Source organism: Mycobacterium branderi (assembly GCF_010728725.1).
Taxonomy (GTDB): domain Bacteria; phylum Actinomycetota; class Actinomycetes; order Mycobacteriales; family Mycobacteriaceae; genus Mycobacterium; species Mycobacterium branderi.
The window spans coordinates 494,217-511,855 of sequence record NZ_AP022606.1 but is presented as its reverse complement, the minus strand read 5'-3'; the positions used below and the strand labels follow the sequence as shown (position 1 = coordinate 511,855).

21 protein-coding genes are annotated in these 17,639 nt (G+C 67.7%); 12 read left to right on the top strand and 9 right to left on the bottom strand.

Features of this window, described 5'->3' with window-relative positions; genetic code table 11:
* Nucleotides 1-145 precede the first annotated feature (145 nt).
* A complete protein-coding gene (locus G6N47_RS02820) occupies nucleotides 146-1,333 on the top strand; it encodes an FAD-dependent oxidoreductase (protein WP_083130101.1) in 1,188 nt (395 codons plus the stop codon).
* Nucleotides 1,330-2,496 carry a methyltransferase gene (locus G6N47_RS02815; protein WP_169717233.1) on the top strand — a complete coding sequence of 389 codons (1,167 nt, stop codon included), beginning with the start codon at nucleotides 1,330-1,332 and terminating at the stop codon, nucleotides 2,494-2,496. The genes G6N47_RS02820 and G6N47_RS02815 overlap by 4 nt, the downstream gene beginning before the upstream one ends.
* Here G6N47_RS02815 and G6N47_RS02810 read toward each other — a convergent pair.
* Complete coding sequence (locus tag G6N47_RS02810; protein WP_083130100.1) at nucleotides 2,390-3,196, bottom strand: SDR family oxidoreductase; 807 nt, start codon at nucleotides 3,194-3,196, stop codon at nucleotides 2,390-2,392. The two genes, G6N47_RS02815 and G6N47_RS02810, sit on opposite strands and share 107 nt — an antisense overlap.
* Nucleotides 3,197-3,246: 50 nt before the next feature.
* On the opposite strand from G6N47_RS02810, the gene G6N47_RS02805 reads away from it, so the two are divergent.
* Nucleotides 3,247-4,014, top strand: coding sequence for a DUF2127 domain-containing protein (locus tag G6N47_RS02805; protein WP_083130099.1), 768 nt, complete (start codon nucleotides 3,247-3,249; stop codon nucleotides 4,012-4,014).
* Here G6N47_RS02805 and rfbC read toward each other — a convergent pair.
* Genes rfbC through G6N47_RS02785 form a run of 4 tightly spaced genes read right to left on the bottom strand, consistent with a single transcriptional unit; the run spans nucleotide 4,011 to nucleotide 7,360 of the window.
* The gene (gene rfbC, locus G6N47_RS02800) at nucleotides 4,011-4,616 is read right to left on the bottom strand and encodes a dTDP-4-dehydrorhamnose 3,5-epimerase (protein ID WP_083130098.1); all 606 of its coding nucleotides are present in this window, start codon (nucleotides 4,614-4,616) and stop codon (nucleotides 4,011-4,013) included. The two genes, G6N47_RS02805 and rfbC, sit on opposite strands and share 4 nt — an antisense overlap.
* Nucleotides 4,613-5,608, bottom strand: a complete 996-nt coding sequence (rfbB, locus tag G6N47_RS02795) for a dTDP-glucose 4,6-dehydratase (protein WP_083130097.1) — start codon at nucleotides 5,606-5,608, stop codon at nucleotides 4,613-4,615. The genes rfbC and rfbB overlap by 4 nt, the downstream gene beginning before the upstream one ends.
* A 26-nt stretch (nucleotides 5,609-5,634) precedes the next feature.
* Nucleotides 5,635-6,495 (bottom strand): LLM class F420-dependent oxidoreductase, encoded by an 861-nt coding sequence (locus G6N47_RS02790; RefSeq protein ID WP_083130096.1) that lies wholly within the window; start codon nucleotides 6,493-6,495, stop codon nucleotides 5,635-5,637.
* 13 nt (nucleotides 6,496-6,508) lie between these two features.
* Nucleotides 6,509-7,360, bottom strand: a complete 852-nt coding sequence (locus tag G6N47_RS02785; protein ID WP_083130095.1) for an LLM class F420-dependent oxidoreductase — start codon at nucleotides 7,358-7,360, stop codon at nucleotides 6,509-6,511.
* Between the two features lie 238 nt (nucleotides 7,361-7,598).
* Here G6N47_RS02785 and infA point away from each other — a divergent pair, with 238 nt between their 5' ends.
* The 8 genes from infA (at nucleotide 7,599) to truA (ending at nucleotide 12,101) form a co-directional block, all read left to right on the top strand.
* The gene (infA, locus tag G6N47_RS02780; RefSeq protein ID WP_003418601.1) at nucleotides 7,599-7,820 is read left to right on the top strand and encodes a translation initiation factor IF-1; all 222 of its coding nucleotides are present in this window, start codon (nucleotides 7,599-7,601) and stop codon (nucleotides 7,818-7,820) included.
* 52 nt (nucleotides 7,821-7,872) lie between these two features.
* A complete protein-coding gene (gene rpmJ / locus G6N47_RS02775) occupies nucleotides 7,873-7,986 on the top strand; it encodes a 50S ribosomal protein L36 (RefSeq protein ID WP_003879483.1) in 114 nt (37 codons plus the stop codon).
* A gap of 151 nt (nucleotides 7,987-8,137) precedes the next feature.
* On the top strand, nucleotides 8,138-8,512 hold the full coding sequence (rpsM, locus tag G6N47_RS02770; RefSeq protein ID WP_045384535.1) for a 30S ribosomal protein S13: 375 nt from the start codon (nucleotides 8,138-8,140) through the stop codon (nucleotides 8,510-8,512).
* A gap of 3 nt (nucleotides 8,513-8,515) precedes the next feature.
* Complete coding sequence (gene rpsK / locus G6N47_RS02765; protein ID WP_083130094.1) at nucleotides 8,516-8,929, top strand: 30S ribosomal protein S11; 414 nt, start codon at nucleotides 8,516-8,518, stop codon at nucleotides 8,927-8,929.
* Nucleotides 8,930-8,931: 2 nt separating this feature from the next.
* Nucleotides 8,932-9,537 (top strand): 30S ribosomal protein S4, encoded by a 606-nt coding sequence (rpsD, locus tag G6N47_RS02760; protein ID WP_083130093.1) that lies wholly within the window; start codon nucleotides 8,932-8,934, stop codon nucleotides 9,535-9,537.
* A gap of 76 nt (nucleotides 9,538-9,613) precedes the next feature.
* Complete coding sequence (locus tag G6N47_RS02755; protein ID WP_083130092.1) at nucleotides 9,614-10,657, top strand: DNA-directed RNA polymerase subunit alpha; 1,044 nt, start codon at nucleotides 9,614-9,616, stop codon at nucleotides 10,655-10,657.
* Between the two features lie 30 nt (nucleotides 10,658-10,687).
* Entirely contained in the window at nucleotides 10,688-11,224 is a 537-nt protein-coding gene (gene rplQ, locus G6N47_RS02750; RefSeq protein ID WP_083130091.1) for a 50S ribosomal protein L17, read from the top strand.
* 13 nt (nucleotides 11,225-11,237) lie between these two features.
* On the top strand, nucleotides 11,238-12,101 hold the full coding sequence (gene truA, locus G6N47_RS02745) for a tRNA pseudouridine(38-40) synthase TruA (protein WP_372517496.1): 864 nt from the start codon (nucleotides 11,238-11,240) through the stop codon (nucleotides 12,099-12,101).
* Between the two features lie 3 nt (nucleotides 12,102-12,104).
* On the opposite strand, the gene G6N47_RS02740 is transcribed toward truA, so the two are convergent.
* Together G6N47_RS02740 and G6N47_RS02735 are read right to left on the bottom strand one after the other, a co-directional pair.
* The gene (locus G6N47_RS02740; RefSeq protein WP_083130089.1) at nucleotides 12,105-12,761 is read right to left on the bottom strand and encodes a cutinase family protein; all 657 of its coding nucleotides are present in this window, start codon (nucleotides 12,759-12,761) and stop codon (nucleotides 12,105-12,107) included.
* 18 nt (nucleotides 12,762-12,779) lie between these two features.
* Nucleotides 12,780-13,436 carry a cutinase family protein gene (locus G6N47_RS02735; RefSeq protein WP_083130497.1) on the bottom strand — a complete coding sequence of 219 codons (657 nt, stop codon included), beginning with the start codon at nucleotides 13,434-13,436 and terminating at the stop codon, nucleotides 12,780-12,782.
* 166 nt (nucleotides 13,437-13,602) lie between these two features.
* Here G6N47_RS02735 and eccB point away from each other — a divergent pair, with 166 nt between their 5' ends.
* The gene (eccB, locus tag G6N47_RS02730) at nucleotides 13,603-14,952 is read left to right on the top strand and encodes a type VII secretion protein EccB (RefSeq protein ID WP_083130088.1); all 1,350 of its coding nucleotides are present in this window, start codon (nucleotides 13,603-13,605) and stop codon (nucleotides 14,950-14,952) included.
* On the opposite strand, the gene mycP is transcribed toward eccB, so the two are convergent.
* Together mycP and eccD are read right to left on the bottom strand one after the other, a co-directional pair.
* Nucleotides 14,920-16,278, bottom strand: coding sequence for a type VII secretion-associated serine protease mycosin (gene mycP, locus G6N47_RS02725; RefSeq protein ID WP_083130087.1), 1,359 nt, complete (start codon nucleotides 16,276-16,278; stop codon nucleotides 14,920-14,922). The genes eccB and mycP overlap by 33 nt on opposite strands.
* Nucleotides 16,275-17,609 (bottom strand): type VII secretion integral membrane protein EccD, encoded by a 1,335-nt coding sequence (gene eccD / locus G6N47_RS02720; RefSeq protein ID WP_163659538.1) that lies wholly within the window; start codon nucleotides 17,607-17,609, stop codon nucleotides 16,275-16,277. Before eccD ends, mycP begins: the two co-directional genes overlap by 4 nt.
* Between the last annotated feature and the right edge of the window lie 30 nt (nucleotides 17,610-17,639).

The window sequence follows — 17,639 nt, the reverse complement described above, 5'->3', positions numbered from 1 at the left end:
GCCGGAGTACACCGTGTAAGCAGCATGAGCCAATTGCTGATGCTCTACCTGTCGGCGGGCGCACCGATCGCCGGGCTGGGCCTGGTGAAGCTGCAAGCGCGACTCGAACGCTGGGACTACGAGCGCCACGTCGAGGATTGAGCCGATGGCTGCGCCGTTTCGGGTGCTGGTGGTCGGCGCCGGCGTGGGCGGGATCTCTGTCGCCCGCGGATTGTTGCGCGACGGCCACGACGTCACCGTGTTCGAACAGCGGCCGAAGCTGACGACGGGCGGCGGCGCGGTGACGATATGGCCCAATGGCGCAACGGTTCTCGGGCAGCTGAGCGTCGACATGGCAGGCGCCGGTCAACTGCTGTCCACCGTGCGGGTGCTGACCTCGACGGGCCGCCCGATCGCCAACCTCGACCTGACGACGATCATGGATCGGCTTGGCGCACCCGTTCGGATGGTTCCGCGCCGGGTGTTGCTTGAACGGCTGCTGGACGGCTTTCCGGTGGATCGCGTTCACTGCGACGTCCGGGTGGCCGGAGTGGTCGATACCCGAGATGGGGTACGGGTCGACTTTGACGACGGCACCTCGGCCGAGGGCGACGTGGTGATCGGTGCGGACGGCCTGCGCTCGACGATCCGACGTACGCTCGGCGCGCCACACGCGAAGCCGACCGGCTGGTGCAGTTGGCAGGGCCTGGTCAGCCTTCCCGAGGTCACCGACCAACGCGTCGCGCTGATGATGATCGGTGCGCACGGCAACCTCGGTCTGTGGCCGGCCGGAGGCTTTGCCGTGCAGTGGTGGTTCGACCTGCCCTGGTCACCGGACGTCGTCCGGCCGGACCGCCCGATCGAGCTGATCCGGTCGCAGTTCACCGGATGGTCCGACTCGGTCGACCGGGTGCTGGCCGTATTGACCGACGACGACCTGGCTTGTTCGCCGTTCCCACACTTTCGCCACCCCATTCCGCGAGCGGGCCGCGGTGCGGTGACCTTGCTCGGCGACGCCGCGCACACGATGCCGCCCACGCTTGCGCAGGGCACCAATCAGGCGCTGCTCGACACGATGGTGCTGCGTAAGGCACTGCGCGAATTCCACCACGCCCCAAACGCACTGCGCTGGTACGAGAACACCAGGCGGCGCAAGGTCAAAGCCGTCTCGTGGGTCACCACGCAACAGGTATCGCGCAGCGAGTCGATGCTGCGACCGGCGGCACTCATCTCGGACCGCTTCATGACCTGGGCGCTGGCGACGTTTCTGCGCTCGGTCAGTCATCACCGGATGTCCGCCGCGATCAGCCGCGAGCTCGAGGCCGGCGCCTTGGCCGCGGGACTGCGGTGGTGACCACCACCATGGTGCCGCCGCCCGGGGTGGCCCGCATCGTCGAGTGGATTCGCCACTACCTCTGCCGAATCCACCAACAACTGATGCCCGCGCCGGCGGCGATGCTGGAGATGATCATCGCGGGGTGGACGTCGCAGGCGATCACGGTGGCCGCCCAACTCGGCGTCGCCGACGCCCTTGCCGACGGGCCGCTGCCGATCGCCGAGTTGGCGGCCCGGGTGGGTGCCGACGCCGACGCATTGGAGCGCCTACTGCGGGCATTGATCAGCCGGGGCATCTTCCGTCATCGCCGCGGCGGCCGTTACGAGCTGAATTCCCTTGCCAGGACGCTGCGTTCGGACGCTCCGGTGTCGATGGCGTGGGCAGCACGGTTCTATGGGTCTGCCGAACAGCGGCAGCGCTGGACCCTGCTGGCGGATTCGGTGCGAACCGGTCAGGCCGTCGTCCCGGCGCTGCACGGCACCGGCAGCTTCGACTACTTCGCCGGCCATCCCGAACACGCCGAACTGTTCAACCGCACCATGACGAGCATCTCACAGCTGACCGACGCGGCGGTGGCAACCGGCTACGACTGGGGTCGCTACCCGACGATCGTCGATGTCGGCGGTGGGCAGGGCCCGCTGCTCGCGGCGATCTTACACGCGGCGCCTGCCTCTCGCGGCGTACTCTACGACCTGCCGAATGTGGTTGATGCGGCGTCGAACCTGTTGTGCCAGCGTAAAATTGCCGACCGTGTGCGCGTCGTGACCGGCTCGTTTTTCGACGCCGTTCCGGGCGGCGGTGACGCCTACGTCCTGAAGAACATTGTTCACGACTGGCCTGACCAGCAGGCGGTGCAGATCCTGCGCAACGTTCGCGCAGCAGCCGGCTCGCAGGCCACGGTGTTGCTGGTCGAACTGGTCATCCCGGACCACGACCGCGACTTTCCGGGAAAATGGGCGGACTTGGAGATGTTGCTGAATCTCGCAGGCCGCGAGCGCACCGCCGCGCAGTACCGAGAACTGCTCAGCCAGGCCGGTTTCCGGATGACCCGGGTGGTGCGCACCGCCTCGCCGCTCAGTGTCGTCGAGGCCAGGGCGGCCGGGGCAGGTATGCGCGAAGAGCGTCGGCGTACGGGAGGTGGCCGGCGGCGAGTTGCTCGGTCAGATATTGCTCGAAGGTGACGGTGCCCGCCGCATGGTCGGGGGCCAGGTGACCGCCGGCGCGGTACGCCCGGAATACCTTGCCGGGCAGCCACACCGGTACGATCGGTCGTCGCTTGCCGACGATGGCAAGGTAGCTTCGGGCGAGATCTGCAACCGAGCGTACTTGTGGCCCACCGAAATCCGGTGCCCTGCCGACGGGTTCGCCGAGTGCGAGCCGGGCGAGCCGCTCGCCGACCTCACGCACGTCGACCGGCTGGAAGCTCCACCCGGCGGGCAGCGTCAGGACAGGCGACTTGGCCAGCAGGCGCAGCAGCACCGCGATCAAGTCGTGAAACTGCGTTGCCCGCAACACCGTCCACGGCAGACCCGATGTGGCGATCAACTGTTCGTCGGCCACCTTTCGGCGGTAGAACCCGAACGGGACGCGGTCGACGCCGACGATGGACGTGTACACCAGATGCGGTGAACCGGCTCGCTGGGCGGCCGCGACCAGGTGATGCACGTGCTCGGCGCATTGCACGATCGTGTCGACGCCGGACACCGCTGCCTCGAGCCCGGCGCCGGTCTGCAGGTCGCCGGTGACGTGTTCGACGTCGGCACGGCGAGGCCGCCGCCCACGGCTGAGGACGCGGACAGTCGCGTCGGCGGTCAGGAGGTGGTCGACCACGACGCGGCCCAGGGTGCCGGTGCCGCCGGTGACCAGGACAGTGCTCGTCATATCGCCAGATTGCCATGCGGGGCCCGCGTCGTGACCGTTAGCGTGCGTACATGGTCGATTTCGCTCTGCGCTCGTGCGGGTTGCGCGGACACGCGACGTTTGCGCCCGACGAGCCCAGGTTGCGGGAGCGCCTGAAGGCCGACACTCCGGCGGGGGAGGCCTGGCGCTGTCTGCGGTGCGAGACGTTTGTCGTCGGTCCGCCGCGCCGCAGCGGTCCGGCGGATACGGCGCCCGAGATCCCGCGTGGACGATTGCTGCGGGATCGGACGTTGATGCGCGCCCTCGCCGTCGAACGTGCGGTTCGAGGCGTCGTCTTCCTACTGTTGGCGGCCGGCGTGCTCAAAGTCCGCGGATCACGCGAGCGGCTGCAACAGGCATTCGAGCAAGACCTCCCGCTGCTTCGACCGTTGGGCAATCAGCTCGGCTGGAATCCCGACGACTCCAAGATCGTCCGCCACATCGGGCACCTGTTCTCGCTGTCGTCGTCGACATTCCTGTGGATCGCGCTGGGCTTCACCGCATATGCGCTGATCGAACTCGTCGAGGCGGTCGGATTGTGGCTGGTGCGACGATGGGGCGAGTACTTCGCGGTGATCGCGACCAGTGTGTTCCTTCCGCTGGAAATCTACGAGCTGACAGAGAAGGTGACGACGCTGCGCGTGGTCGCGTTCCTGGTCAACGTCGTGGCCGTGGTCTGGCTGCTGTGGAGCAAGCGACTCTTCGGCCTCAACGGGGGAGCCGAAGCCTATTGGAAAGAACACCGCACGGAAAGCCTGCTGACGGTCGAACGAGCGGGCTTAGGAGAAAACGGAACTTAAGATTTGGCCCGCAGACCCTCGACGAAAGCTTGGGTGGCCTCCCAGGTGGGCAGTAGACCCGACGCGCTGACCTCCTCGAGAGTAGGCGCAGCTGCATCGCGTTCGGACAGCACCAGGTCGTAGCCGGCCGGCCAGTCGATCCCCAGTGCCGGGTCGGTGGCGTGAATGGTGTGCTCGCGTTGCGGGTTGTATTCCGCCGAGCACAGATACATCACGGTCGAATTGTCTTGCAGCGCAAGGAATCCATGTGCAAGACCTTCGGAGATGTATACCGACTTGCGCTCTTGGTCGTCGAGCACCGCAGAAGTCCATTGCCCGAATGTCGGTGAGCCGACCCGGATGTCGACAACGACGTCGAACACCGAGCCGGACAGGCACGTCACGTACTTGGCCTGGCTGGGCGGCAGCTGCGCAAAGTGCAGCCCGCGCAGCACCCCGGCCGACGACACCGAACAGTTGGCCTGCCGAACCTCCAGCCGGTGACCCGCGAACGCGGTGAACTCGCGGTCGGTCAACCACTCGAAGAACATCCCGCGGGAATCGCCATGCACCTGTGGGGTGATCTCCCATGCACCGGGGACGTCGAGTTCGCGTGCCTTCATTGACCGCGCTCTTGGTATCGGGCCTCGACGGCATCCTTCAACGGCCCCCACCACGCTTCGTTGGCGCGATACCAGTCGATGGTGGCGCGCAAGCCATCCTCGAAATCGGTATGCTTTGGCGCCCAGCACAATTCGTCGTGCAGCGGCGTGGGATCGATCGCGTAGCGCAGGTCGTGGCCCACACGGTCGACCACATGGTCGAAGTCGTCGGGTTGGTGTCCCATCATCTCCAGTATCGTCCGCAGCACCGAGAGGTTGTCACGCTCGCCGTCTGCACCGATCAGGTAGGTTCGCCCGATCTCGCCGCTCTCGAGAATCCGCCGGACAGCGGCGTTGTGGTCGTCGACGTGGATCCAGTCCCGGACATTGGCCCCGCTGCCGTAGAGCTTGGGCCGTCGCCCCGTGAGCACGTTGGTGATCTGGCGCGGGATGAACTTCTCCACATGCTGATAGGGCCCGTAGTTGTTGGAGCAGTTCGAGATCGTCGCTCGCACACCATAGGAGCGCACCCACGCTCGCACCAGCATGTCGGCCCCTGCCTTGGTGGCCGAGTACGGGCTGGACGGGTTGTACGGCGTGGACTCGGTGAATCGCCGCGGCTCGTCGAGCCCGAGGTCGCCGTAGACCTCGTCGGTGGAAACGTGGTGCAGGCGCACGCCATGGCGTCGTACCGCCTCGAGGACGGTGAACGTCCCGATCACGTTGGTACGCAAGAACGGCTCGGGGTCGGCGAGCGCGTTGTCGACGTGGGTCTCGGCGGCGAAATGCACCACCGCATCGGCCTCGGCGACCAACCGGGAAACCAGCTCCGCGTCGGTGACATCGCCCTGTACCAGCCGGATTTCGTTTTCGACCGGCGCCAGCGATTCGCGGCTGCCCGCATAGGTCAGCGCGTCGAGCACCGTCACCGTGTCGTCGGGATGCTCGCGCACCGTGCTGTGCACGAAGTTGGCGCCGATGAAACCGGCGCCGCCGGTGACCAGCAGCCGCATGGTCAAACCCTAGCCGAGCGGACCAGTCAGCTCGTGGCTGGCAGCCCCAGCGCGGCGGCGAGTTCGGTCAACGCCGGCACCAGATTCTCGGGCCGGGTCAGAACCTGGATCGCCACATGGTCGGCGCCGGCCTGCAGATGCTCGTCGAGCCGGCCGGCGACGGCGTCGGGTGTCCCGTAGGCCACCAGCGCGTCGATCAGCTTGTCGCTGCCGGGCTCGCGCACGTCGCTCTCGGTGAATCCCAGCCGGCGCCAGTTGTTCACATAGTTGCTCAGGCCCAGGTAAAAGCCGACGCTCTTGCGGCCGATCCGGCGGGCCTCGGCGGGGTCAGTGCTCAGCACCACCTTGTGTTCGGGCGCCAGAAACACCGTGTTGCCGACCAGCTCGCGGGCCTGTGCGGTGTGTTCGGGCGTGGTCAGATACGGGTGGGCGCCGGCGCTGCGCTGAGCGGCCAGCCGCAGCACCTTGGGACCCAGCGCCGCGATCACCCGCCGGCTGGTCGGCACGGTGGCCGCGTCGAGTTCGTCGAGGTAGCTCACCAGTGCGTCGTAGGGCTTTTGGTATTGCTGGGTGTGCTCGGGATGACCGACGCCCACGCCGAGCAGGAATCGTCCCGGATAGGCCTTTTCGATGCGCTGGTACGACTCGGCGACCTCCGCGGCCGGTGAGGACCAGATATTGATGATGCCGGTGGCCAGCTGCAGCGAGATGGTCGCGGCCAGCGCGGGTTCCACCCACGACAGGTCGGCGTCGGGCGATCCGCCGATCCAGGCCGCGCCGTATCCCAGCGATTCGATCTGTTCGGCCAGCTCGGGGGACAGGGTGCGGGTGCCCAGCCACACGCCGTAGCGGCCCAGGTCCGGTTTGAGCGAAACGGCCTCGGTCATCTAGATCCTTAAGTCAGGCGGGGTTCAGTCCTAGCGCGCCGGCCAGTTCGGCCAGCGCCGGGACCAGCTTGTCAGGTCGGGTCAGAACCTGCACAGCGACGTGGTCGGCACCGGCGTCGAGGTGCTCGCCCAGCCGGGCGGCGATGGCGTCGGCGGTGCCGTAGGCGACGACGGCGTCGACAAGGCGGTCGCTGCCCGGGCGGGCGATGTCGTCGTCGGTGAAGCCCAGCCGCTTCCAGTTGTTGAGGTAGTTGGCCAGGTTGAGGTAGATGTCGAGGGCCTTGCGGCCGACGGCCCGGGCGGCCTCGGCATCCGTGGTCAGCACCACTTTGTGTTCGGGCGCCAGGAACGCCGACGGGCCGATCAGGTCGCGGGCCTTTGCGGTGTGCTCGGGGGTGGTCAGGTAGGGATGCGCCCCGGCGCTGCGCTGCGACGAAAGCTTGAGCACCCGCGGCCCCAGCGCGGCGACGACCCGGCGCTCGGCGGGCACGCCGTAGTCGTCGAGCTGGTCGAGGTAGCTCACCAGCGCGTCGTAAGGCTTGCGGTACTCGCTGTGGGCCTCCGGGTGGCCCACGCCGATGCCGAGCAAAAAGCGGCCCGGGTAGGCCTTGTCGATGCGATGAAACGACTTCGCCACCGCCTCGGCCGGCGCCGTCCAGATGTTCACGATTCCGGTGGCCACCTGCAGCGTCGTCGTCTGCTCCAGGATGGGCTCCACCCACTCCAGCTCGGCCGGCGGGGAGCCGCCCACCCAGACGGCGCCATAGCCCAGGGCCTCGATTTCCTTAGCCTGCTGCGGGGTGACACCGCGGCCGAACGATCCGAACCGGCCGAGGTTTGGTTTACGTGCTGTTGCGTCAGTCATGGTGTGTGGAACCCGACGCCCGACGGCTGCTATTCCGCTGGTCAACCGTTTTGGCGCAGCGCCGCAATGCGGGTATCGTGGAGCAACGGTGCGTCATCCGCGCCGGCTTTTTGCGTGCCCTGTCCTAGGAATTTGCGGAATTTTCCTAACGTCGGCCCACGTTTTAAGTCGAGCGAATGCTGCGCCGGTTCGGGCGCATACTCGAACGAAACCCCAAGACGAGGATCCCTGGAAGGTTATGGCCAAGAAGGACGGTGCCATCGAGGTCGAGGGCCGCGTGGTCGAGCCGCTGCCCAATGCGATGTTTCGCATTGAGCTGGAAAACGGCCACAAGGTGCTCGCCCACATCAGCGGCAAGATGCGGCAGCACTACATCCGCATCCTGCCCGAGGACCGGGTGGTGGTGGAGCTGTCGCCCTACGACCTGTCCCGGGGCCGCATCGTGTACCGGTACAAGTGACCAAACCCGAACCATCCGACCAGCGAGAAGACAGAACAGGATCGAAACAGCCGTGAAGGTGAACCCGAGCGTCAAGCCGATCTGCGACAAGTGCAGGGTGATCCGCCGGCATGGGCGGGTCATGGTGATCTGCTCCGATCCGCGGCACAAACAGCGTCAGGGTTAGAACACCGGCCGCATACAACTGAATGCAGACCTCCCAGCACCACTGAGCGGATAGGCCGCTCACCCACGCCCGGAACGGAGGCCGGGCCCCGGAGCTGTCAGCCGGGAACGGACTGGGATCAGACCTCCGCGGAGAAAGAGGAACGCCACTTATGGCACGTCTAGTGGGCGTGGACCTGCCGCGCGATAAGCGCATGGAGGTCGCGCTGACCTACATCTACGGCATCGGCCGTACCCGGTCGAACGAGATTCTGGCCGCCACCGGCATCGACCGGGATCAGCGCACCAAGGACCTCACCGATGACCAGCTGACCCGGCTGCGCGACTACATCGAAGGCAACTTGAAGGTGGAGGGTGATCTGCGCCGCGAGGTGCAGGCCGACATCCGCCGCAAAATCGAGATCGGCTGCTACCAGGGCCTGCGGCACCGTCGCGGCCTGCCGGTGCGTGGCCAGCGGACCAAGACCAACGCGCGCACCCGCAAGGGCCCGAAGCGCACCATCGCAGGCAAGAAGAAGGCCAGGTAACCCATGCCACCCGCAAAGAAGGCCGCAGCACCGAAGAAGGGTCAGAAGACCCGGCGGCGGGAAAAGAAGAATGTCCCGCACGGTGCCGCCCACATCAAGAGCACGTTCAACAACACGATCGTGACCATCACCGACCCGCAGGGCAATGTGATCGCCTGGGCGTCCTCGGGCCACGTCGGCTTCAAGGGCTCGCGCAAGTCGACGCCCTTCGCCGCCCAGCTGGCCGCCGAGAACGCGGCCCGCAAGGCGCAGGAGCATGGCGTGCGCAAGGTCGACGTGTTCGTCAAGGGCCCGGGTTCGGGCCGCGAGACCGCGATCCGCTCGTTGCAGGCCGCGGGCCTGGAGGTCGGCGCGATCTCCGACGTCACCCCGCAGCCGCACAACGGTGTCCGTCCACCCAAGCGTCGGAGGGTTTAGTAATGGCTCGTTACACCGGCCCCGTCACTCGCAAGTCGCGCCGGTTGCGCACCGACCTGGTCGGTGGGGACCAGGCCTTCGAGAAGCGCCCCTACCCGCCCGGCCAGCACGGCCGCGCGCGGATCAAGGAGAGCGAATACCTGCTGCAGCTGCAGGAGAAGCAGAAGGCGCGCTTCACCTACGGCGTGATGGAAAAGCAGTTCCGCCGCTACTACGAAGAGGCGGTGCGCCGCCCCGGCAAGACCGGCGAGGAGCTGCTGCAGATCCTGGAAAGCCGGCTGGACAACGTGGTGTACCGCGCCGGGCTGGCCCGCACCCGCCGGATGGCCCGTCAGCTGGTCAGCCACGGCCACTTCCTGGTCAACGGCGTCAAGGTGAACATCCCCAGCTATCGGGTGTCGCAGTACGACATCATCGACGTGAAGGACAAGTCGCTGAACACGCTGCCGTTCCAGATCGCGCGCGAGACCGCCGGTGACCGCCCGATCCCGAGCTGGCTGCAGGTGGTCGGCGAACGCCAGCGCATCCTGGTCCACCAACTGCCGGAGCGGGCGCAGATCGACATCCCGCTCACCGAGCAGCTGATCGTCGAGTTCTACTCGAAGTAACAGACTTTCGAGCCGGCCGGCTCGAAACCCCAACGGCATCAAATAGCGGGTGCCGAGAAGGAGAAGAAGAAACACCATGCTGATCTCACAGCGACCCACCCTGTCCGAAGAGACCATCAGCGAAAACCGTTCGCAGTTCGTCATCGAGCCGCTGGAGCCCGGATTCGGCTACACGCTCGGCAACTCGCTGCGGCGCACACTGCTGTCGTCGATCCCCGGCGCGGCGGTCACCAGCATTCGCATCGACGGTGTGCTGCACGAGTTCACCACCGTGCCCGGTGTCAAGGAAGACGTCACCGACATCATCTTGAACCTCAAGAGCCTCGTGGTGTCCTCCGAGGAGGACGAGCCGGTGACCATGTACCTGCGCAAGCAGGGCCCGGGTGAGGTCACCGCCGGGGACATCGTGCCGCCCGCCGGTGTCACCGTGCACAACCCCGACATGCACATCGCGACGCTGAACGACAAGGGCAAGCTCGAGGTGGAGCTCGTCGTCGAGCGCGGCCGTGGCTACGTGCCGGCCGTGCAGAACAAGGCGTCGGGCGCCGAAATCGGCCGCATCCCAGTCGATTCCATCTACTCGCCGGTGCTCAAGGTCACCTACAAGGTGGACGCCACCCGTGTCGAGCAGCGCACCGACTTCGACAAGCTGATTCTCGACGTCGAGACCAAGAACTCGATCACGCCGCGCGACGCGCTGGCGTCGGCCGGTAAGACGCTGGTCGAATTGTTCGGTCTGGCACGCGAACTCAACGTCGAGGCAGAGGGCATCGAGATCGGGCCGTCGCCGGCCGAGGCCGACCACATCGCGTCGTTCGCGCTGCCGATCGACGACCTGGATCTGACCGTGCGCTCCTACAACTGCCTCAAGCGCGAAGGCGTGCACACCGTCGGCGAGCTGGTGTCCCGCACCGAGTCCGACCTGCTGGACATCCGCAACTTCGGCCAGAAGTCCATCGACGAGGTCAAGGTCAAGCTGCACCAGTTGGGTCTGTCGCTCAAGGACAGCCCGGCGCACTTCGACCCGTCGGAGGTGGCGGGCTACGACGTGGCCACCGGCACCTGGTCCAACGATGCCGGTTACGACGACCAGGACTACGCCGAAACCGAACAGCTCTAAACCTGTTGCACTAACCCAAGGGAGTCCCCAATGCCCAAGCCCACCAAGGGCCGTCGCCTCGGCGGGTCGTCGTCGCACCAGAAGGCGATCCTGGCCAACCTGGCCACGGCGCTGTTCGAGCACGGCCGGATCAAGACGACCGAGCCCAAGGCGCGGGCGTTGCGGCCGTATGCCGAGAAGCTGATCACCCACGCCAAAAAAGGCACGCTGCACAACCGGCGCGAGGTGCTCAAGAAGATCCGCGACAAGGACGTGGTGCACACCCTGTTCGCGGAGATCGGGCCGCACTTCGCCGACCGCAACGGCGGCTACACCCGCATCATCAAAGTCGAGGCGCGCAAGGGTGACAACGCCCCGATGGCGGTGATCGAGCTGGTGCAGGAGAAGACGGTGACCTCGGAGGCCAACCGCGCCCGTCGGGCTGCCGCATCGAAGGCGGCACCCGTGGCGGCTGCCGCCGCTCCGCAGGCCGCTGTCGAGCCGGAGGCTGTTGTCGGTCCCGATGCCGAGGATGCTGAGACTCCCGCCGAGGACGAGGAACCGAAGGCTGACGGCGACGAGTCCTGACGACCCTGTGGATGTGCCCGCCACCGAGACCGGTGGCGGGCACGTTCGTCTTCGGTTCGACATCGCCTATGACGGAACAGATTTCGCTGGCTGGGCCGTGCAGGCGGGTCAGCGCACGGTCGCCGGAGTGCTCGACGAGGCGCTGTCGACGGTGTTTCGCGCGTCGGTGCGCCTGCGGGCGGCCGGACGCACCGACACCGGCGTGCACGCGACCGGACAGGTGGCTCATGCCGACATCGCGGTCGATGCGCTGCCCAATGCGTATCCGCGCGCACGGCGTTCGGCCGAGCCGGAATTCGTGCCGCTGGTGCGACGCCTGGGCCGGTTGCTGCCCGCCGACGTCCGGGTACGCGATATCACCCGCGCCCCAGCGGGTTTCGATGCCCGATTCTCAGCGCTGCGCCGGCATTACGTCTACCGGCTCTCGACGGCGCCGTATGGGGTGGATCCGCTGCAGGCCCGGTTCGTAACAGCCTGGCCGCGGCCGCTGGACGTGGACGCGATGACTCAAGCGTCGCGAGACCTGGTGGGGCTTCATGACTTTGCCGCATTCTGCCGTCATCGCGAAGGTGCCACCACGATTCGCGACTTGCAGCGGCTCGACTGGTCCCGCGACGGCGATCTGGTCACCGCTCATGTCAGCGCCGATGCGTTCTGCTGGTCGATGGTGCGTTCGCTGGTCGGGGCGTTGCTGGCTGTCGGCGAGCACCGACGGACCGCCGACTGGTGCCGCGGCCTGCTCACCGCGACGCGCCGGTCCAGCGACTTCGCGGCCGCGCCGCCGCAGGGCTTGACGCTGATCGGCGTCGACTACCCGCCCGACCACGAACTGCGGGCCCGGACCCTGGTCACCCGCGACCTGCGTACGCGCGGCTGACGTTCAGAGCTTGCCGGCGACGAAGTCGGCGGCTTGACCCACCATGCCTGCCTGGATGTAGGCGGGCGCCAGGTGCTGAGGCCAGTTGTTTTGCCAAGTTTTGGGATCGGCCGGGTTGCAGATCGGATCGTCGCCGTGACACAGCTCGATGGTCCGGTCGTTGTAGATGGGGTTGAAGTTGGTGATGGGGCCCACCCATTGACTGCCGTTGCCGAACAACGCGACCGCGGCGACGTGCTGGTCCATGCCGGGCGGGAGGGGATTGTCGAACCCGAACATCGGGCCGGGCGCGGCGAGGACCACGTCAGTGACGGCAGCGCCGAGCGAGTAGCCGCCGAGCACCAGCCGAGTATCAGGGCAGTTGTTGGCCATGTACTGGACGTGACCGCTCATGTCGTTGGCGCCCTGTTGCACGTCGGTGTTGGCCGCGTAGTTGACGGCATACAGACCGATGTTCTTGTTGGGCAATTTCGACCGCAACGCGCTGAGCAGCGCGTTGCCGATCTGCCCGGGCCCGGGTGGCTCCATACGGCCGCGGGCGAACACCAGTTGGGCATCCGAGCAAGACGCCGCCGACGCGGCGGGTGCGGGGCCGTTCACCAACGCCGCCGTGGCAAACAACGCGGCAAGCACCAGCGGGCATATCGAGCGCAGACTCATAGCTCGATATTAGCCGGTCTAATTGATGTGCACGTCGGGTTGCGACGATGCCGGTGTCTGGGCCGCCAACAGCTTGGCCGCGATGAACGTCGCCGCCTGCGTGGTGTAGGTGGGCACGTAGCCGTCGGTGTGATCGCTCCACTCGTTACCGGGACCGGCGTGGCAGATCGGGTCCCCGGGGTTGCACAGGTCGATGGCCTTGGACCCCAGCAATGCGCTCTGGGCGGAGATCGGGCTGCCCGACCGGTCGGCGATGTTGCCGAAGGTGGCAAGCGCGGTGATGTTGTCGGCGTATTGGGGCGGCAGCGGACTTCCGAAGGTCACGCCGCCCACCGGCACCCCCGCCACGATGTCCATGACCGATGCGCCCTGGGAGTATCCGCCGAGCACGATCTTGGTGTTCGGGCAGGCTTGCACGACGTCTTTGACCCGCTTGATGGTGTCGTTGGCGCCGTCACCCCCGCCTAATTGCAGCTTGCCCGCCGGGTAGTTCACCCCGTACGCGTCGATGTTCAGGCCGGTCTGCTGGCGCAGCGAGTCGACCAAGGCGTCGCCGACGCGTCCGAGACCGGGCTTTTCGCTGGTCCCACGGGCGAAGATGACCTCGACGTCCGGGCAGTCGACGGCAGCGGCCGACGGGACGGTGGCCGGGAGAGCGCTGGGGGCGACCAGCATGGCGCCGGCGGCCAGAACCGCGGCGCCCAGGCGGTTCCAGCGACGGGTGTGGTGGTAGAGCACGAGGCGATAGTACCGGTAACCTGCGAAATCCTCATTTCCTGTGGATGGACCGGCACATCACGCCCGGCCACCGGCTTATCGTGAGGCCGACTCCGGGGGAAAGATGGCCACCACCCAGCTGCACCTCAGCGGGTATCGGTTTCTGCTGCGCCGCATCGAATGCGCGCTGGTGGGCGGGGATGCTCGCCCACGACCGATGCGGGCACTGGCGGCTGGTGCTCTGGTGGCGACCCTCGTGATTGGCGCCTGCGCGGTTCTTGGCGTGCTGCGGCCGTCGGGGGCGTTGGGAAACGCGCCGATTGTGATGGCCCGGCAGTCCGGAGCGCTCTACGTCCGGGTCGGTGACACGTGGCATCCGGTGTTGAATCTGGCGTCGGCGCGGCTGATCGCGGCGTCGGGTAGCAATCCGCAGCCGGTGGCCGAATCCGAGCTGGCCCACACCAAACGCGGTCCGCTGATGGGCATCCCCGGCGCTCCCCAACTACTGCCCGAGCCACTGGACGATACCGGCTGGACGGTCTGTGACAGCGACGCCGGCACGACGGTCGTCGTCGGCTCCGCACACGCATCGCATCGCCTGGCCGTCGCACAGACCGTGCTGGTGACAGCCGATTCGGGCGCTTCGACTTACCTGCTCTACGAGGGGGTTCGGGCGACGGTCGACTTGACCCAGCCTGCGGTGGTCCGGGTACTGCGGTTGGAAGGCATTGTGCCGCATAGGGTTTCGCACGCACTGCTGAACGCTATCCCGGAGGCGCCGCCGATCACCGCGCCGCGCATTCCCAGCGCCGGCGGGCCGGGCCGGCTGCCCGGATTTCCGATCGGCAGTGTGCTGCGCATCGCGCGCGCCGACGGCGACGAGCATTACGTCGTTCTGGCAGGCGGGGTTCAGCGCGTCGGCCCGGTCGCCGCAGATCTGCTGCGGCTCAATGACGCACGCGGCGCCCGCAGCATCATCTCGGTGGCCCCCGACGTCATCCGCGCCGCTCCGACAGTGGCCGATCTGCCGGTCTCCACGTTTCCCGAGCGGGCTTCGGCGCCGCTGGATGTCGAGCACACGCCGCTGTGCGCGACGTGGACACCCACGGCGGATGACGCCGTTATGTCGATTGCGGCCGGCGCACCGCCCATTCCGGCGGGCCAGCTGCCGGTGGCGCTGTCGCAGGGTGACGGCGCCGGGCCTGCCGTCGACGCCGTCTACGTTCCGCCCGGTCGCAGCGCGTACGTTCGCGCCACCGGCCTGTCCGGGGAGAACCCTGAGGCCGGTACCCGATTTCTGGTCACCGAGACCGGGGTGCGTTTCGGTATCGCCGACGACGACGCGGCGCGCGCCCTCGGTCTGCCGCAGACGGCGATTCCGGCGCCCTGGCCGGTGTTGGCGACGCTGCCGGCGGGACCGGAACTGAGCAGGGCAAACGCGTTAGTCGTCCGGGACAGCCTCGGTGCGCCGTAGCCGGGCCGTCACAGCGCCGGCAATCAGCGCCGTCGCGAGCACCGTCAGGCAGATCGCCGCGCCGGTGAACGCGGTGTGGCGAGGGCTGCGGTCCGTAGCCGCCGGCGGCGTTGGCGGCGCAACCGGCGGCGGCCGGTCACGCGGACGAGGGGGCGGGTCGGCCGGGGTCCCGGAGCTGACGGCGGCGAGGACGTCCACGACACCGTTGCCCACCAACGGATCCCGTCCGCGCGGCGGATGATGCGCGGTGGCCTCGATGCGCTGCATCACCTGCCGGGCGGTCAGCGTCGGGAACCGGCACCGGATCAGCGCGGCCAGCCCGCTGACCACGGGTGCGGCGTAACTGGTTCCCGACAGCGGTACCGAGTGAGGCGGCGCGCCAAGCGAATTCACTGTACCGTCGCCGGTCAGGCTCAGCGACATTACTGTCTCACCGGGTGCTGCCACGTCGACCCACGGCCCGGCGAGGGTGAACGGCGACGGCTCGCCGCGCGCGTTGACCGATCCCACCGTCAGCACATAGTCGTCGTACCACGCCGGGCTGACCGCGACGGTGGCGGTGTCCCAGGTGGTTTCGGGTTGCTGCGCCGGGCACTGGGCAGGGCCACCGGTGTTGCCGGCCGCCGCGACCACGACAGCATTCTTGGTGTCGACGGCGTAGGCCAGCGCCGCGCCCAACGCGCGGTCGTCCAGCCGGGAATCAACCGGGACACAGGCGACCGACGAGATGTTGATCACCGAAGCGCCGAGATCGGCTGCGGTGCGGACCGCTTTCGCCAACGTGTCGACGTCGCCGAACCCGGTTGTCGACGCATCGGCGGAAGCGCCGAATTTGGTGCTCGATTGCCGGATGCTGATCAACGTGACATCGGGCGCCACACCGCTGAAATCGTCGTGTTCGGGATCGGGTGCGGCGGCGATGATTCCAGCCACCGCAGTGCCGTGTCCGTCGCAGTCCTGCAAGCCGTCGCCGGTGAACACATAGTCACCGCCGGCCAGCGTATCGGGCAGCCGAGGGTGCGGCGCGACGCCGGTGTCGATGACCGCGACTCGTTGACCCGAGCCGCGACTGAGCCGCCACACCCGCTGAAGGTCAACGCCGCTGAGCTGGGTTGACTTGCCATCGTGGGTGGTTCTGGACGGTACTGCGCACACCTCGCGCTGCACGGTGGGCGCCGACGGGGCGGGCGGCGACGGCTCCGGTAGCCGGGCATGGTCGATCGGCGGCGGCGTCACCGCGTGCGCGAGCGGCGCGGCACACTGCGGCAGCGTTGCGAGCGTGACCGCCGCGATGCAGCTTGCCGCCCGCGACGCCCACCCGGTCATGACAGGGTGAGGCCGCGCGCCGCGCCGTAGAGTCCGCAGAGCCAGCAGCCCAGCGGCACCAGTGCCGCCAGTGCGAGACGCTCCAGCAACTCGAAGCCCCGCTGCGCGACGGGGGAGAGCCGCACGGTGGGGGCGATGAAAGCGGCGGCCGTGAGCATCGCCGTCGCCGCCGCGAGCCATGCGACGGGCGGACGGAAGGCGATGGCCCCGGCTACCAATGCCGCGCTGAGAGTGGCAGTGCCGTTGGTGACGAGCGTCAAGACTTTTGGCATGTCGCGGTGTGAGCGTGCTTGTGCCAGCAACACCGCACCGGTCACCGCGGCGAATACCACACCGATGACGCCCGGGGCACAGTTCGCGACCGTGACAGCGCCGCAAGCCGCTGTGGTGGAGAATGCGCCGATCAGACCGGTCAGCCAGGTATCGGCCCGGATCGCCTTGGCGGGCAGCGTATCTGGGAGCATATCGTCAGCCAACCGTGGCGACAACCCGGTCAACAAGATTGAGATCAGCGGTGACACCGCGATCAGGGCGAGCGACACCACGACGCAGACCGCGCCGATCGCCGGTAACGGCACGTTCGTCACGGTCGCCGCCAGCGCTGCGATCGCTGACAGCAGCGCGAACCCGGCCGCCGCGGTGAATAGTGGTGTGTCGCATCCGGTTAGCCGCACCACTACTACAGCGGTGACGCCGGCGGTCGTCGCCGCAAGCAACGCGTTGGGGGCGCCCGGACCGCCCGGGACTGCCAGCAGGCCCGCGACGGCGGCAAATCCGATCGCCAGCAACGCCAGCGCTTGCGCGATGGTGCTGTCACGGAAGCCACGCTGCGTGAGCGTGGCCGCGGCCAGCGCGATACCGCCGGCCACGGCCGCTATCGCGGCACCGGCCTGCCGGGAGCCGTTGTCGCACAACGATTGCCGTGTCAGTAGCGCCGCACCGATGCTCGCCAGGCAGAACCCTGCGAGCGCACCGGTAATCCGAGGCCCATGACCGCTCGACGCCCGCGCCGCGGTGGCGAGTGAGGCGGACACGGCCTCGGCCGCGTCGTCGAACTGCGGCGCCGAAATGTCGGTCGACGAGCAGGACAGAATCAGCACCGCGCCATCGCGAATCCCCTGTTGCGCCAAGGTTGTCGACGCGTCCAGAGGCACCTCGCCCGGACACGACAGCTGGTAACGCGTCGGCCCGTCGCCGAGGGCATGTCCGGCCGGCAGAATGTCCACGATCGCCGGGATCAGGGTTGCGATCGGCACGGCCGCCGGCAGCGCCAGGTCGACCCGGACCTCATCGGTGTGAATCGACACTCGGCGCAGATCTGCTTCCTGCACGCTGGGCACGCTAGCTGTGGCCGCCGTGAC

Bases quoted from the DNA above. Each gene is read 5' to 3' on its own strand.
- G6N47_RS02820 (WP_083130101.1), top strand. From the start codon at position 146: ATGGCTGCGCCGTTTCGGGTGCTGGTGGTCGGCGCCGGCGTGGGCGGG.
- G6N47_RS02810 (WP_083130100.1), bottom strand. From the start codon at position 3,196: ATGACGAGCACTGTCCTGGTCACCGGCGGCACCGGCACCCTGGGCCGC.
- G6N47_RS02805 (WP_083130099.1), top strand. From the start codon at position 3,247: ATGGTCGATTTCGCTCTGCGCTCGTGCGGGTTGCGCGGACACGCGACG.
- rfbC (WP_083130098.1), bottom strand. From the start codon at position 4,616: ATGAAGGCACGCGAACTCGACGTCCCCGGTGCATGGGAGATCACCCCA.
- rfbB (WP_083130097.1), bottom strand. From the start codon at position 5,608: ATGCGGCTGCTGGTCACCGGCGGCGCCGGTTTCATCGGCGCCAACTTC.
- G6N47_RS02790 (WP_083130096.1), bottom strand. From the start codon at position 6,495: ATGACCGAGGCCGTTTCGCTCAAACCGGACCTGGGCCGCTACGGCGTG.
- G6N47_RS02785 (WP_083130095.1), bottom strand. From the start codon at position 7,360: ATGACTGACGCAACAGCACGTAAACCAAACCTCGGCCGGTTCGGATCG.
- infA (WP_003418601.1), top strand. From the start codon at position 7,599: ATGGCCAAGAAGGACGGTGCCATCGAGGTCGAGGGCCGCGTGGTCGAG.
- rpsM (WP_045384535.1), top strand. From the start codon at position 8,138: ATGGCACGTCTAGTGGGCGTGGACCTGCCGCGCGATAAGCGCATGGAG.
- rpsK (WP_083130094.1), top strand. From the start codon at position 8,516: ATGCCACCCGCAAAGAAGGCCGCAGCACCGAAGAAGGGTCAGAAGACC.
- rpsD (WP_083130093.1), top strand. From the start codon at position 8,932: ATGGCTCGTTACACCGGCCCCGTCACTCGCAAGTCGCGCCGGTTGCGC.
- G6N47_RS02755 (WP_083130092.1), top strand. From the start codon at position 9,614: ATGCTGATCTCACAGCGACCCACCCTGTCCGAAGAGACCATCAGCGAA.
- rplQ (WP_083130091.1), top strand. From the start codon at position 10,688: ATGCCCAAGCCCACCAAGGGCCGTCGCCTCGGCGGGTCGTCGTCGCAC.
- G6N47_RS02740 (WP_083130089.1), bottom strand. From the start codon at position 12,761: ATGAGTCTGCGCTCGATATGCCCGCTGGTGCTTGCCGCGTTGTTTGCC.
- G6N47_RS02735 (WP_083130497.1), bottom strand. From the start codon at position 13,436: ATGCTGGTCGCCCCCAGCGCTCTCCCGGCCACCGTCCCGTCGGCCGCT.
- eccB (WP_083130088.1), top strand. From the start codon at position 13,603: ATGGCCACCACCCAGCTGCACCTCAGCGGGTATCGGTTTCTGCTGCGC.
- mycP (WP_083130087.1), bottom strand. From the start codon at position 16,278: ATGACCGGGTGGGCGTCGCGGGCGGCAAGCTGCATCGCGGCGGTCACG.